15 protein-coding genes are annotated in these 14,604 nt (G+C 63.5%); 9 read left to right on the plus strand and 6 right to left on the minus strand.

Going from position 1 to position 14,604, the window contains the following annotated elements:
* Positions 1-79: 79 nt before the first annotated feature.
* Positions 80-1,153, plus strand: a complete 1,074-nt coding sequence (locus RSO67_RS23380; RefSeq protein ID WP_315840771.1) for a tartrate dehydrogenase — start codon at positions 80-82, stop codon at positions 1,151-1,153.
* Positions 1,154-1,228: 75 nt separating this feature from the next.
* Positions 1,229-2,197 carry a tripartite tricarboxylate transporter substrate-binding protein gene (locus RSO67_RS23385; protein ID WP_315840772.1) on the plus strand — a complete coding sequence of 323 codons (969 nt, stop codon included), beginning with the start codon at positions 1,229-1,231 and terminating at the stop codon, positions 2,195-2,197.
* Here RSO67_RS23385 and RSO67_RS23390 read toward each other — a convergent pair.
* The 5 genes from RSO67_RS23390 to RSO67_RS23410 form a co-directional block, all read right to left on the minus strand.
* Positions 2,194-3,039, minus strand: a complete 846-nt coding sequence (locus RSO67_RS23390; RefSeq protein ID WP_315840773.1) for a ChbG/HpnK family deacetylase — start codon at positions 3,037-3,039, stop codon at positions 2,194-2,196. The genes RSO67_RS23385 and RSO67_RS23390 overlap by 4 nt on opposite strands.
* Entirely contained in the window at positions 3,036-4,082 is a 1,047-nt protein-coding gene (locus RSO67_RS23395) for a glycosyltransferase family 2 protein (RefSeq protein WP_315840774.1), read from the minus strand. The genes RSO67_RS23390 and RSO67_RS23395 overlap by 4 nt, the downstream gene beginning before the upstream one ends.
* Positions 4,083-4,172: 90 nt before the next feature.
* Complete coding sequence (gene hisG / locus RSO67_RS23400) at positions 4,173-5,150, minus strand: ATP phosphoribosyltransferase (RefSeq protein ID WP_315840775.1); 978 nt, start codon at positions 5,148-5,150, stop codon at positions 4,173-4,175.
* Positions 5,147-6,313, minus strand: coding sequence for an ATP phosphoribosyltransferase regulatory subunit (locus tag RSO67_RS23405; RefSeq protein ID WP_315840776.1), 1,167 nt, complete (start codon positions 6,311-6,313; stop codon positions 5,147-5,149). The genes hisG and RSO67_RS23405 overlap by 4 nt, the downstream gene beginning before the upstream one ends.
* Positions 6,314-6,426: 113 nt before the next feature.
* Positions 6,427-7,191 (minus strand): 16S rRNA (uracil(1498)-N(3))-methyltransferase, encoded by a 765-nt coding sequence (locus RSO67_RS23410; RefSeq protein ID WP_315840777.1) that lies wholly within the window; start codon positions 7,189-7,191, stop codon positions 6,427-6,429.
* Positions 7,192-7,396: 205 nt separating this feature from the next.
* Between RSO67_RS23410 and RSO67_RS23415 the strand changes: the two genes are divergently transcribed.
* From RSO67_RS23415 to RSO67_RS23445, 7 genes are all read left to right on the plus strand, one after another.
* Positions 7,397-8,104, plus strand: a complete 708-nt coding sequence (locus tag RSO67_RS23415) for a hypothetical protein (RefSeq protein WP_315844340.1) — start codon at positions 7,397-7,399, stop codon at positions 8,102-8,104.
* A 25-nt stretch (positions 8,105-8,129) separates the two neighbouring features.
* Positions 8,130-9,062: a 4-hydroxybenzoate octaprenyltransferase gene (gene ubiA / locus RSO67_RS23420; RefSeq protein WP_315840778.1), complete on the plus strand. Its 933-nt coding sequence runs from the start codon at positions 8,130-8,132 to the stop codon at positions 9,060-9,062.
* Positions 9,063-9,095: 33 nt separating this feature from the next.
* Positions 9,096-10,034 carry a LysR substrate-binding domain-containing protein gene (locus RSO67_RS23425; protein ID WP_315840779.1) on the plus strand — a complete coding sequence of 313 codons (939 nt, stop codon included), beginning with the start codon at positions 9,096-9,098 and terminating at the stop codon, positions 10,032-10,034.
* A gap of 147 nt (positions 10,035-10,181) precedes the next feature.
* Positions 10,182-10,724, plus strand: a complete 543-nt coding sequence (locus RSO67_RS23430; protein ID WP_315840780.1) for a thiamine pyrophosphate-binding protein — start codon at positions 10,182-10,184, stop codon at positions 10,722-10,724.
* The gene (locus RSO67_RS23435; protein ID WP_315840781.1) at positions 10,712-11,308 is read left to right on the plus strand and encodes a thiamine pyrophosphate-dependent enzyme; all 597 of its coding nucleotides are present in this window, start codon (positions 10,712-10,714) and stop codon (positions 11,306-11,308) included. Before RSO67_RS23430 ends, RSO67_RS23435 begins: the two co-directional genes overlap by 13 nt.
* A gap of 115 nt (positions 11,309-11,423) precedes the next feature.
* Complete coding sequence (locus RSO67_RS23440) at positions 11,424-12,419, plus strand: Bug family tripartite tricarboxylate transporter substrate binding protein (protein WP_410001774.1); 996 nt, start codon at positions 11,424-11,426, stop codon at positions 12,417-12,419.
* A 20-nt stretch (positions 12,420-12,439) separates the two neighbouring features.
* Positions 12,440-13,882, plus strand: coding sequence for an FAD-binding oxidoreductase (locus tag RSO67_RS23445; protein WP_315840783.1), 1,443 nt, complete (start codon positions 12,440-12,442; stop codon positions 13,880-13,882).
* Positions 13,883-13,908: 26 nt separating this feature from the next.
* Here RSO67_RS23445 and RSO67_RS23450 read toward each other — a convergent pair whose 3' ends face one another.
* The gene (locus RSO67_RS23450) at positions 13,909-14,433 is read right to left on the minus strand and encodes a DUF6101 family protein (protein ID WP_315840784.1); all 525 of its coding nucleotides are present in this window, start codon (positions 14,431-14,433) and stop codon (positions 13,909-13,911) included.
* Positions 14,434-14,604 lie beyond the last annotated feature (171 nt).

Raw genomic sequence — 14,604 nt, forward strand, 5'->3', positions numbered from 1 at the left:
TATAAACAACCGCGATTGAGCCGGGAGCGGCTCGCCTGCAGGGTGGCGAGAGCCAGTTCAACCCAGCAGAGACCTCACCATGCGCGAATATTCCATCGCGGCCATTCCGGCCGACGGGATCGGACCCGAAGTCATCGCCGCCGGCACTCGTGTGCTCGACGCCCTGCAGAAACGGGTCGGCGACGTCACCTTCAATGTCGAGACCTTCGACTGGGGCTCTGCCTATTACCGCAAGCACGGCGTCATGATGCCGGCCGACGGCCTGCCGAAGCTGAAGAAGTTCGATGCCATCTATTTCGGTGCGGTGGGCGCGCCCGACGTGCCCGACCACATCACGCTGTGGGGCCTGCGGCTGCCGATCTGCCAGGGCTTCGACCAATACGCCAATGTGCGCCCGACCAAAATCCTGCCCGGCATCACCTCGCCACTGCGCGGTGTCGAAACCGGCGATCTCGACTGGGTGATCGTGCGCGAAAATTCCGAAGGCGAATATGCCGGCTGCGGCGGCCGCGTGCATCGCGGGCTGCCGGAGGAAGTCGGCACCGAAGTGTCGGTGTTCACCCGGGTCGGCGTGATCAGGATTATGCGCTACGCGTTCAAGCTCGCGCAGTCACGTCCGCGCAAACTCCTCACCGTGGTCACCAAGTCGAATGCCCAGCGCCACGGCATGGTGATGTGGGATGAGATTGCCGACGAAGTGTCGAAGGACTTCCCTGACGTCACCTGGGACAAGATGCTGGTCGATGCCATGACCGTGCGCATGACGCTGAAGCCGCAGAGCCTCGACACCATCGTCGCGACCAACCTTCACGCTGACATTCTCTCTGACCTCGCCGGCGCGCTGGCCGGCAGCCTCGGCGTTGCGCCGACGGCGAATATCGATCCGGAGCGCCGCTTTCCCTCGATGTTCGAGCCGATCCACGGCTCGGCCTTCGACATCACCGGCAAGGGGATCGCCAATCCTGTGGCCAGCTTCTGGACTGCGGCACAGATGCTCGATCACCTTGGCGAACCCGATGCGTCCGCGCGGTTAATGCGTGCGGTGGAGAAGGTCTGCGAAGCCGGCATCATCACGCCGGATGTCGGTGGCAAGGCCACGACGAAAGAAGTGACCGACGCCGTGGTGGACGCGATCCATAGTTCGAATGTCTGACGCGATTTCCGAACGCCCCGGCCTCACCGGGGCGTTCGCCTTCAATAAATCAAAACAATATTCAGGGAGGATCTCATGAAAGCCACAGCTACACTTGCGTTTGCGATTACGCTGGCAAGCTCCGCTGCCTTCGCGCAGGGCTATCCCAACAGGCCGATCACCATGCTGGTGCCGTTCGCGGCCGGGGGGGCCACCGACACCGTCGCGCGCGTCACCGCTGCGACAATGTCGAAGATCCTCGGCCAGACCATCATCATCGAAAACGCCACAGGCGCCGGCGGCACCATCGCGGCCGCCCGCGCGGCCCGCGCCGAGCCGGACGGCTACACGATCCTGATCCATCACATCGGAATTTCTACGGCTGCGACGCTGTATCGCAAACTGCCTTACGACACCAAGACCGCCTTCGCGCCGATCGGCCTCGTCACCAATGCGCCGATGACCATCATCTCCAGGCCGAACCTGCCGCCGAACACGCTCGCCGAGCTGATCACCTATATCAAAGCCAACGGCGACAAGATGACCTTCGGCAATGCCGGCCTCGGCGCGGCCTCGCAGCTCTGCGGCCTGATGTTCATGAATGCCATCGACAAGCAGATCTTGTCAGTGCCCTACAAGGGCAACGGCCCCGTCATGAACGACCTGATCGCCGGCCAGATCGATCTCACTTGTGATCAGACTACCAACACCACCGGCCCGATCGCAGCCAAGCTGGTGAAGAGCTACGCCATCACGACGAAGACGCGCCTGTCGTCGATGCCGGACCTGCCCACCGCCGACGAAGCCGGCCTGAAGGGGTTCGAGGCCGGCGCCTGGCACGGCATCTATGCGCCGAAGGGCACGCCGGATGACATCGTGCAGAAGCTGGCGAAGACACTGCAGGAATCGCTGCGCGATCCCGAGCTGATCAAGCGCTTCAACGACATCAACACCGATCCGGTGCCCCAGGATCAGGCGACGCCGCAGGCATTGAAGAAGCAGCTCGACAGCGAGGTCGATCGCTGGGCGCCGATCATCAAGGCGAGCGGGCAGTTCGCGGACTAGCGCGCCAGCGTGACGTTGTTTGCCACCAGCAATTGCGCGAAGGCATCGCTAGCCAGATACTGATATTCGCGCTCGCGCTGGTCGGTGAACGGATCGAGGTCGATCAGGATTTCATCGACATGACCCGGGTGGCACATCACGAGCCCGCCATCCGGAAGGTCGTTGAGGAAACCGGCCATGAGCGCGCCGAAGTCGGCGTGCTTCGTGAAATCGTAGGCGCCGGCGAAGCCCGGATTGAACGTCACGCCGGCGCGCGTCGCACGTCGGCGGAACGTGGCGCTGAGCGTGTCGAGCAGCAGCGCCTTGGGATTATCGAGGCGTTGGCCTAACGGCAGCACACGGCCGGATTGGCGGACCCAGGCCTTCGGCGCATTTTTCTTCACTGCGGCGAGGAGTGCATCGCGCACCTGCGGGAAGGTCTGCACGTGCTGGTGTCCGTCGACATAGTCGGGGGCGCGCCCGAACAGGGTCACAAACTTCGCGATCTGCGTAGTCAGTTCGGTTTCGATGGCTTCGCGATCAAGTTTTCGCAACAGGCTGAAGCGCAGCATCTTGCCGAGCGGCAGAAACAGTTCATCGAGCAGCGGCCGGTAGTGCATCGTTAGCGGATGAAACGGGGCGGTCAGTGTCGCGTGGAGCCCGATCTCGCAATTCGGCTTCTTGGCGACGGCGTCCTGCAACGCACTCACGTCATCGCGCAAAATCGCTGGACCGACCACCATCACGGATGTGGCGTTGAGGCGTCCAAGCGCAATGAGTTCGCGGATGCCCTGATTGACGCCGGGGCTGATGCCGTAATCGTCGGCGCAGAGTGTGATGCGGCGCAGGGCTGCGCCGGTCATTCGGCAGCGGTCCGGTCGGTGGTTTGCCCCACGCTATCGGGAGTGTTGCGCTTCACGCTGTGCTCGGCGACGAAATAGATCGGCCGCGCTTTCAGCTCAGACAGGATCTTGCCGATATATTCGCCGAGCACGCCGATCATGATCAGCTGCACGCCGCCGAGGGTCATCAGGCCGACGACCAGCGATGGATAGCCCGGTACCGACTTGCCCGACACCCATGTCTCCCACAGGATCGACAGACCGAACAGAAACGCGCCGAAGGCGAGCAGCAGACCGAGCAGGCTGGCGAACCGCAAAGGCGCCACCGAGAACGAGGTCAGGCCTTCGATCGACAGGCCGATCAGTTGCTTGGGATTGAAAGACGTCACGCCATGTTCGCGTGCGGCCGGTTCATAGTCGACGCGGAGCTGGCGGAAGCCGATCCAGGTGGCCAGTCCCTTGAAGAACCGGTTGCGCTCCGGCAGTTGGCGCAGCGCCGCCGCGGCACGCGGTGACAGCAAACGGAAATCGCCGGCGTCTTCCGGGATTTTCTGCCGCGCGCCCCAGTTGATCAGCGCATAGAAGCCGCGCACGGCCTGGCGGCGCAGGAAGGACTCGTTGTCGCGATGCGCCTTGGCGGTATAGACGACGTCATAGCCTTCGACGATCCAGTGGCGCACCAGCTGTTCGACCAGCGACGGTGGATGCTGGCCATCGCCATCCATGAACAGCACCGCGCCCTTGGTGACATGGTCGAGCCCCGCCATCAGCGCGGCTTCCTTGCCGAAATTGCGCGACAGCGACACGACCTGAACGTCGAGCGACGTCGCTTGGAGGCTGCGCGCAACCGCCAGCGTGCCATCGGCGCTGCCGTCATCGATATAGACGACTTCGCAGGCGAGGCCGTGGCGTTCTTTCAGTGTAGTCGCAAGCTCGGCCAGCCGCTCGTGAAACAAAGCAAGGCCGGGCGCCTCGTTGTAAACAGGCACAACGATCGACAGGCCTTGTGCCGCGGCGGTCGCGGCATCGGTCGATAGGCTCGATACGTCGCTGCCCAGCATCATCGATCAGATTCCGATATCCAAAATATGCTCATGAATCATATGGTAATCAGCCGGTGCGTCCGCCAGCAAGGCGAAACGCTGTGCTGCGCGTTACTGCCGCAAGAACGCCTCAAGTTTGGCGAACAGCGGATTCTCGCGATCCATCACATAGTCGAGCGAGGCGACCGAGACGGTATCTGCGCCGTTGGCACGCAGGAAGCTGCTCAGCGCGTAAAGCTGCGCCGGCGGGCAGTGCAGCGTGATCATGCCCGACGAGGTCGGGCCGCCGAACGGCGACACCACGCCGAAACGGTTATGAGCCTCGGTGAGGAGCGCCTGATTGCAGCCGGCGAAGCGGGTGCGCACTTCCTTATATTTGCTGGCGCGGGCGCGCGCGGCAATGTGGTCGAGAATGATGCGCGCGGTTTCCAGAGACTGCGGCGACCAGTCGGCGGCGCGCGAGGCGACAAGATTGGCCTGGCTGCGCAGGATGACGCCGTCATCGAGTACCTTGAGGCCGTTGGCGACGAGGGTCGCGCCGGTGGTGGTGATGTCGACGATCAGTTCGGCGGTGCCGGTGGCCGGTGCGCCTTCGGTGGCGCCGGCGCTTTCGACGATGCGATAGTCGACCACGCCGTGGGACGCGAAGAAGTTGCGCGTCAGGTTGATATACTTCGTGGCAACGCGCATGCGGCGATTGTGCTGCGCGCGGAAGCCGGTGGTGACGTCGTCGAGATCGGCCATGGTGCGGACGTCGATCCAGGCCTGCGGCACGGCAACGACCACATTGGCGCTGCCGAAGCCGAGACCTTCGATCAAGGCGACCTTCTTGTCGGCGTCCGGGATGCTTTCACGCAGCAGATCTTCGCCGGTGATGCCGAGATGCACGGCACCGCGCGCCAGGTTCGAGGCGATCTCGCTGGCCGAGAGATAGGCGATTTCGACATTGTCGAAGCCGGCGATGGTGCCGCGGTAATCGCGCACGCCGCCCGGCTTCGCCAGCGTCAGGCCGGCGCGGGTGAAGAAGGCTTCGGCGTTTTCCTGCAGCCGTCCCTTGGACGGAACGGCGAGGACGAATGGTGCGGTCATGACGCGCTCCCGGAAACGAGCGCCGAGGAGGCGTGTTGGGTCAAGGTTTCGATCCAGACCGAGAAACCAACCGCGGGGATTGGCGTGGCGGAGCCGAGCTGCGTCAGCAGTCCGTCGTAGCGTCCGCCGGCTACCAGCGGCTCGGTGCCATTGCCCTTGCGGTGCAGTTCGAATTCGAAGCCGGTGTAGTAGTCGACGCCGCGGCCGAATGACGTCGAGAAACGCGTCTTGGTGGTATCGATACCACGCGCCGCCATGAAGCCGATGCGGCTTTCGAATTCGTCGATGGCGGCCGTGATGTTGAGTTTGGCATCCGAGGCGAGCTTGCGCAGTTGCTGCAGAGCGTCGTCAGGGTCGCCGGAGATAGCGAGAAAGCGCTTGATCAGCACCAACGCATCGCGCGGCAGTGCGCCGCCTTTCAGCGTCGACTGTTCGAGGAAGCGATCGGCGATTTCTGCCACCGAACGGCCGCCCACATTGGTGGCACCGGCGATCGACATCAGGTCGGTGACCAGTGCCAGCGCCGCTTTGCGGTCGGAGCCCGCGAGAGCGGCGAGTACGCCTTCATATTCGTTGCGGACCGGCGACTCCGCGAGGGTCAGCCGATCGAGGTCGTGGGTCAGGCTGATCTTGCGGTTGAAGTCCTTCATCAGCCGGCGCTTCCACACCGGATAGAGGTCGAGCGCCTCGATCAGCGCCGCGAACAGCGCGACGTCGCCGGTGCGGATCTCGATATCGCTGAGGCCGAAGGCAGCTGTCGCCTCGAGGCCCAGTGCCAGCATTTCGGCGTCGGCGGCTGCGCGGTCCTGACGGCCGAAGGATTCGATGCCGGCTTGCTGGAATTCGCTGGGCGTGCCCTGCCGATAGCGGAACACCGGGCCGAGATAGCTGAAGCCCGCAGGCTGGCCGGCCTGCGGTGAGGCGAGATAATCGCGCGCCACGGGGATCGTGAGATCCGGCCGCAGACACAGTTCTTCGCCCGATGCGTCGGTCGTCAGATACAGGCTCTTGCGGATGTCTTCGCCGGACATATCGAGGAACGGATCGGCCGGCTGCAGGATCGCCGGCTCGGCATGGGCGTAGCCGGCCTCAGCAAACGACAACAGCAGCGCATCCGCCCAGGCGGCGGATCCGGTCGCGCGAGGGGCGGCGGGTTTGGTCATCTCGAAGTCCAGCAATCTCAACAGAGTGGTCGTTGGCGCAGCCCATAGCATGGCGGTTGCGACGTTTCGACCACCATCGCCCGGCGGCCTTAATGTCGGGTCATGGCAGTGGGCTATTTGCCTACCTGGTTACCATTCCAGTCACCAAGGGCCGTTTGCACCAGCGCCAGAGCGGCCACCGCCGCCGTATCGGCCCGCATGATCCGCGGGCCCAGCGCCAGCCGGAGAATATTAGCCTGTTTCAGCAGCAAAGCCCGTTCCTCGTCGGCAAAGCCGCCCTCCGGACCGATCAACACGTCGATTCCGGCGGAGGCGGCCGTCCGGGCGCCCGTCAGCGCGGTCACGGGATCGGCCACCTCGGCGGCCTCATCGCAGAAGATCAGCAGCCGTTTGGCATCCCGCTGATCGAGATATTTGGGCAGGTTCAGCGGCTCGGCGACAGCGGCCACGCTCAGAATTCCGCATTGTTCGGCCGCCTCGACCACATTGGCGCGCATCCGCTCGGTATTCACCCGGCTGGCTTGGGTAAAGCGCGTCATCACCGGCTGCAGCGCTGCCGCGCCCATTTCGATGGCCTTCTGCACCATGTAATCGAGCCGGGCATGTTTCAGCGGCGCGAACACGTAGGTCACATCGGGCAGGCGGTCCTGCGGCCGGACCTGGGTCAGCAGGGTCAGGCGGTCTGCCCGCTTGCCGCCGGAAATGGCAGCCTGCCATTCGCCATCCTTGCCGTTGAACACCAGCACCGAGGCGCCGGAGCCTAGCCGCAGCACATTGCCGAGGTAATTGCTCTGGTTGCGGTCGAGCGAAATGGTCGCGTCGGCTGCAAAAGGCGCATCGACAAACAGGCGGGGACTGCGGAAATCGGCTTGCGGCATCGTTCATGTTCCATTCAGAGGGCGAGCTTTAGCCCAACTGCGACGAATTATCATGCGGGAACGCGGGTTTGCGCCGTGCTGCCGCCCGAATCCGCGTGCTCTTGGTGGGTTGTTAAGGCTTGGCAGGAATCGTAGAAAGTCCTGAATCAGGATGGGCTTCGCCCCCGATCAATCGGGGCACTGAGCTGCCGGAGGAATATCTGTGATCATCCGTCGTTTGATTGTGCCGCTGTCCATGGCCCTATTCGCCATGCAGGCTATCGAAGTTCACGCCCAGGGCGCGTTTCCCGCGCCGCTGCCGGGCAACAGCTCGGCTGCGCCTGCGAGTTCGTCGCCGTTCCCGCCGGTGAACGGCGCGCCTGCCAGCGCATCGCCATTTCCGCCGGTCAATGGTGCAGCGGCTGCGCCCAGCGCGTTTCCCTCCAATGGCGCCGCGCCAATCGGTGGCGGCGGCTTCGGCGCTCCTCCGCAGCAGCAGGCAGGTCCGCCCGGCGGCGAAGATTGCATGAAGGGCTTTCTGCCCCTGCGCCAGGACGCCGAAAAGAAGGGCGCTGCCATCAAGGCTGCGAGCGAACGCCGCGCGCCTCCGGACGAGGCCTGCAAGCTGATCACCTCTTTCTCGCAGACCGAAGTCAAGATGATCAAATACATCGAGGCGAATGCGCAGAAGTGCGGCATCCCGCCCAATGTCGGCGAACAGATGAAGACCGGCCACAAGAACACCGAAGGCATGCGGCAGAAGGTCTGCAGCGTCGCGCAGCAACAACGGGGTGGTGGTGGTGGCGGCCCGGCGGCTGCGCCGCGTCTGAGCGATGTACTCGGCTCGTCGGCATCGCTGCCGGAAGCGAACAATGCGCGCAAGAGCGGCGGCACCACCTTCGATACGCTGAACGGCAACGTGCTCACCCGATGATCGGGTGGCAGATCATTCTGTTCCGATGAGCGACGCGGCCGCCCGCGTTGCGGATGCGACCGGCAACTGGGTCGATCGCTCGGCGCCGTTGTGGTCGCGGCCCTATCTGCGGTTGTCGCGCTTCGACCGTCCGATCGGCTCATGGTTGCTGCTGATGCCATGCTGGTGGTCGGCGGCGCTCGCCTCCGGCATGGCGCATGATATTCATCAACTGCCCAAGATGATCGCGCTGTTCTTCATCGGCGCCTTCGTCATGCGCGGTGCCGGCTGCACCTGGAACGACATCACCGATCGCGACCTCGACGCGAAGGTGGAGCGCACGCGCTCGCGGCCGATTCCGGCTGGGCAGGTTACGGCGAAACAGGCTTTTGCATTTCTGGTGCTGCAGGCACTGATCGGCCTTGTGGTGTTGCTGCAGTTCAACACTTTCGCCATCGCTACCGGCATCGCCTCGCTTGGCATCGTTGCCGCCTATCCTTTCATGAAGCGCGTTACCTACTGGCCGCAGAGCGTGCTGGGTCTTGCCTTCTCATGGGGCGCGCTGATGGGCTTCGCCGTGGTGTTCGGCCGCATCGATGCGACGGCGCTGCTGCTCTATGCCGGTTCGATCTGCTGGGTGATCGCCTATGATACCCTCTATGCCCACCAGGACACCGAGGACGACGCGCTGATCGGCGTGAAGTCGACCGCGCTGTTGTTTGGGGAGCGCACTCAAGCCGCGCTGACGCTGTTCTACGGGCTTGCCGTGTTGCTGATCGGAGTGGCGCTGTTGTTGGCAGGCGCACGCTGGCCGGCATGGCTTGGCCTCGCGGCATTCGCGGTGCATCTGGCCTGGCAGGTCGCACGCACCGATATCAGCGACTCCGCGCTGTGCCTGCGGCTGTTCAAATCCAACCGCGACGCGGGGCTGCTGCTGTTTGCAGGATTGCTCGTGGATGCCATCATGCGGGCGGCGTAATCGCGCCGTCTGAAGCACTGGTGGACCACAGAGATGGACGTCGCACAGCTCAAGACACTCATCCACGTGGCCGAACTGGGAAGCCTGAGCAAGGCCGCCGATCGCCTGCGCATCGCGCAGCCAGCCCTGAGCCGGCAAATCAGACTGCTGGAAAAAGAACTTGGCGCCGTGCTGTTCGAACGGCACGGGCGCGGCATGGTCATCACCGAGATCGGCCGCGAAGTTCTCAACCACGCGACCCGCGTGATGACCGAGCTCGATGCCATCCGCAATGTCACATCCGAAGAGAGCGCCTCGTTCAAGGGCCTCGTTTCCATCGGTACGACGCCGACCGTGGCCGAGATCGTCACCGTTCCCCTAGTGAAGAAGATCAAGGAGGTGCATCCGCAGCTCTCGATCCGCCTGTCGTCGGCTTTCACCGGGCATCTGCTCGACTGGCTCCAGCGCGGCGAACTCGAGCTCGCGGTGTCCTACGATCCGCAGCCGCTGCGTTCACTGCGCATCGTGCCGGTCATGATGGAGAACCTGCTATTCGTCAGCGCCGGCGGCAAGGGATTGCGCATGGATCGGCCCGTTCCATTCGCGGCGCTGGCTCACGAAGAGCTGGTTCTCCCCAGCCTGCGCCATGGCTTGCGCGGGATCATGGAGGAATGCGCGCGGCAGGCGGGCATCCAACTGCGTGGCAGTGTCGAAGCGGACTCCTTCGGTGCGATGATCGATCTCGTGCGCAACGGCGTCGGCTCAACGGCTTTGCCGCTTGCGCCGATCCATGCGCTGGTCGAGAGCGGCGTGCTCTGTGCGGCGCCGCTGATCGATCCCACGCCGGCGCGCAAGCTGGTGCTGGCCTATCCGGCAGACCGCTCGGTCAGCGCGGCGGCGCGCTTCGTCGGCGATACATTCACGGAGATCGCGGCCGATCTCGTCGCCCGGAATATCTGGGTCGGCCACATGATCGATCCCAGGAAAACGTAGCTGCGTCGCACCATTCGCGCGCTGTCGAGTGCTGCAACGCCAGAGATCAAATCTCGGCATATCTCATCAAGCAAATCTGTATGCGTTGCGCGGTCTGCTTTGGGCTAAGCGTGAGTCAGCGCTATGCTGCAAGCAACGGAGACTGGAATGTCAGACGCAGGGCCCATGCCCGGTTCACAGGTGGATTGGCGGCACGATGTGTTCCGCATCCTGAAGGAGGCCGACGTCAAGCACATCGTCTATGTGCCCGATGCCGGCCATTCCACGGCGATCCGTCTCGCCGACGAAGACAATGCGATCAATTCCGTGGTGCTGACCACCGAGGAAGAAGGCATCGGCTATCTCGCAGGCGCCTGGCTCGGCGGCGAGCGCGGTGCGCTGCTGATGCAGTCCAGTGGTGTCGGCAATTGTATCAACACGCTGGCGCTGCAGGCCTGCACGCGCTTCCCGCTTCTGATGGTCGTGACCATGCGCGGCGACTGGGCCGAATTCAATGCGTGGCAGAACCCGATGGGGCAGGCGACGGAGAAGGCGCTCAACCTGATGGGTGTGCTGACCTGGCGCGCCGATGAGCCGCAAGATGTCGCACCGCTGTTGCACGGTGCCGCGTCGATGGCATTCAATGGCGATGCAGCCTGTGCATTGCTCCTGGGGCAGCGTTTGATCGGAGAGAAGCAGTGGGTCAAGTAAACGCAAGCGGCGCGCTCGACCGCCGCGAGGTCGTGCAGAAGCTGCTGGCCGGCCGCAAGGATCTGCTTGTTGTGACCGGCTTGGGCTCACCGTCCTATGACGTTATGGCTGTTGGCGATCACGACAACAACTACTATCTCTGGGCGGCAATGGGCAGCGCCGCCGTGGTCGGGCTCGGGCTGGCGACGGCGAAGCCCGATCATTCGGTGCTGGTCGTCACCGGCGATGGCGAGATGCTGATGGGCATGGGCGGCCTCGCCACCATCGCCACGCGCAAACCTGCCAATCTGACGATTGCCATCCTCGACAACGGGCATTTCGGCGAAACCGGCATGCAGGTCAGCCACGCCGGGCTCGGCGTCAATCTCGATCGCGTGGCGCAGGCCTGCGGCTTCGGTTGGACGCGCGAGATTCGCGACATGGCCGGCGTGGAGGATCTGCACGGTCGCCTGTCGTCGCGCGATGGCGTCAAGCTCGCGACCATCAAAGTGAAAGCGGAAAACCCGCCGCGTGTGCTGCCGCCGCGTGATGGTGTCTATGTGAAGAACCGATTCCGCGCAGCGCTCGGACACGCGCCGCTCTGAACAAACGGAAGGGCGCCCATCGATGTAGATGCGGCGCCCTTCTGACTATCGTTGGGAGACCCAATGCTGGAAAACCAGTGTGGGAAACAAAAACATCATCAAGGGTAGGGAAACAATGGCGAGCAAGATTACGCGCCGCACGTTCTGCCGCTCGGCAGCCGTAGCGGCGTCTAGCATGATGATTCCTAGTACCCATGCCTGGGCGCAGGCCGAATTGCCGAAAGGTCCGATCACGCTGGTCGTGCCTTTCGCCGCAGGCGGGGCAACCGACATCGTGAGCCGGCATGTCGCCAAGAAGGTCTCCGACCAACTCGGGCAAACGATCCTCATTGAGAATGTCGGCGGCGCTGGCGGCGTGGTCGGCGCCACGCGGGTCGCGCGCGCCAAGCCCGATGGGCTGACATTGTTGATGGGCACCATCTCCACCCATACGATCAACCCGCTGATGGCGAAGGTGCCGCCTTACGATCCGGTGAAGGATTTCACGGCGATCTCGATGCTGGTTACGGTGCCCAACGTGCTGATGGTGTCCAAGCAGGTGAAGGCGACCACCGTCGGCGAGCTTATCGCGCTGCTCAAGGCCGAGCCGACCAAATATAGTTACGGGTCGTCCGGCGTGGGAACGCCACCAAATCTGTCCGGAGAACTGTTCAAGGTGCAGGCGGGCGTGAAGATGGAGCACGTGCCCTATCGCGGCGGTGCGCCGGCCATGAACGACCTGATGGGCGGACAGATCCCGGTTCTGTTCGACGTGTTGAGCGGTGCGGCGCCGTTCATCAAGGCGGGCTCAATCCGCACGCTCGCCGTCACCACCAAGAAGCGCTCGCCGTCCTTCCCGGACATCCCGACGATCGCGGAGTCCGGCCTGCCTGATTACGAGACCTACACGTGGAACGCGGTGTTCGCCCCGCCCGGCATGGCGCCGGCGCTGGCCGAACGGTTGAGTTCGGAGTTCCGCAAGGCGGTTGCGGATCCCGAAGTGGCAAAGAGTCTGCGCGAGCTGAGCGGAGATCCGGTGGGCTCGACCGGCGCGGAGCTCGAAGCACAGGTCAAGGCCGAGGGCGTGAAGTGGGGCCCGATCATTCAGGCCGCCGGTCTGAAGTCGGAATAGACAGTCGAAAGGATCGCCTTTTGCCTCTTACGGATAGCGAACGCGCAGCGTTTCTGCAGGCGCTGGCGGCAATCATCGGCGACAAATATGTGCGAACCGGCGTGGATGCCGAACCGTATCAGCAGGACTGGCGTGCGCGCTATCGCGGCGAGGCCGTGGCTGTCGCGTTGCCTGCGAGTACCGACGAGGTATCGGCGGTGGTTCGCCTGTGCGGTGAAAGCGGCGTCGCCATCGTACCGCAGGCCGGCAATACTGGCTTGACCGGTGGTGCCATCGTTCCGGATGGCGTGGCGGCGCTGATCGTCAATGTGTCGCGACTCAACCGCGTGCGCCACCTCGATCCGCTCAACAATGCGGTGACGCTGGAAGCTGGCTGCATTCTGGCGGATGTACGTGCGCTGGCGGACCAGCATGATCGCCAGTTCCCTGTGCTGCTCGGCAGCGTCGGCAGTTGCGAGATCGGCGGGCTGATCTCCACCAATGCCGGCGGCACCGGCGTGCTGCGTTACGGCAACATGCGCGAGCAGGTGCTCGGGCTGGAAGTGGTGCTGGCAGACGGGCGTGTCTGGAACGGTCTCAAGGCGCTGCGCAAGGATAATACCGGCTACGACCTGAAACAGCTCTTCATCGGCGCCGAGGGCACGCTCGGCATCGTCACTGCCGCTGTGCTGAAACTGTATCCGAAGCTCGTCGTTTCGGCGACGGCAATGGTGTCGATGGACGAGGTCGGCCAGGCGATTGCGCTCTTGCAGTATCTGCAGCGCACGACGGGCGGTCGTGTCGAGGCCTTTGAGCTGATGTCGCAGAGCCAATTGCAGATCGTGCTGCGTCATGGTTCGGGGAGTGGAAGTCCGATGGCGGACGAGGCGCCATGGTATGTGTTGCTTGAACTGGCCGACAGTGCCGCGGACTGGAATGCGGTGGAAAGCCTCGAGACCGCACTGGCCGCAGCGATGGAGGACGGGCTCATCGGCGATGCGGTGATCGCCACCGATCAGGCCAAGGCCGACCGGATCTGGAACCTGCGTCACACGATTTCGGAATCCAACAAGCGCGAAGGCTTCACCGTGTCGAACGATACGTCGGTGCCGATCTCGGCGCTTCCGGAATTTATCGATCGCGTCACGCGTCGGCTGCAGCGCGAGTTGCCGAATGCACAGGTCGCGCATTGCGGGCATGTCGGTGACGGCAATGTGCATGTGATCGTCGTATTTCCCTATGACATCGGCGATGCACAGGTGCGCGAGGCTGCGGCGCATGAGGCCAACACCATCGTGCACCAGGAAAGCGTGGCTTGTGGCGGCAGTATCAGCGCCGAGCATGGCATCGGCCGCATGCATATCGATCGGCTGCCGCTTTATACGTCGGAGGTCGAACTTGATCTGATGCGACGTGTGAAGCTTGCGCTCGATCCCGACCGGATCATGAATCCGGTCAAGGTGTTGCGGTTGCCGGGAGAGTAAGACGGCAGGTGATCCTGCCTGTCTCATTAATGTCGCGCGATGATCTCGCGCTCGCCCTTGTACATGCCGGCTTCGCCGAGCAACGCGCCTGGACGACGACGCACCAGGAATTTCGGGCGGCGCTCGCGAATCGCATTGCGGCGACGGCGGCGCTGCGACGGTTCGTAGGTCTTCTCTTCGGGCAATTGCGGAAGTGCGAAGATCTCGCTCCACATCTGCCAGGCCATGTCGATTTCCTCGCGATCGGAACTGACCAGCAATGGAATCGATAGCGATGGATCGCGATGCGCGAGCATCAGCATCTTGCCGTCGTCGAGACCGCGCAGGGTGACGCCGAGAAAATCGCTGACGCGCACATTGATCGCCATGCGCATGCCGCTGACGGCGCGATGCAGGACGACGCGGGTACGGTGCAGTTCGATATGGCGGATCGCTCCGTCGGCGCGGGTATCATGCGCCTCGAAACGAACCGGAAGTGAATGGGGATCGAGCCGCAATGCGCTGCTCGATCCCGGGGCATGGGCCCCACCTGTCGCTGTTTGATGCCTCACGGCTTTTTATCTCCCCGCCGAAATTATGCTTTCGGTCGATGGGGAGAGCTTGCCAGAGCCGGTTCGGAATCGGCTTAAAAAGGCTGGTTAATCGAATCCGACTGCCCTTCATGATTGACAGAAGCTTGGCAGGCATGATTGACGAGTCGTTGCGAAAGCCCTGAAATTCTT

The sequence above is a fragment of the Tardiphaga sp. 709 genome, assembly GCF_032401055.1.
Classification (GTDB): domain Bacteria; phylum Pseudomonadota; class Alphaproteobacteria; order Rhizobiales; family Xanthobacteraceae; genus Tardiphaga.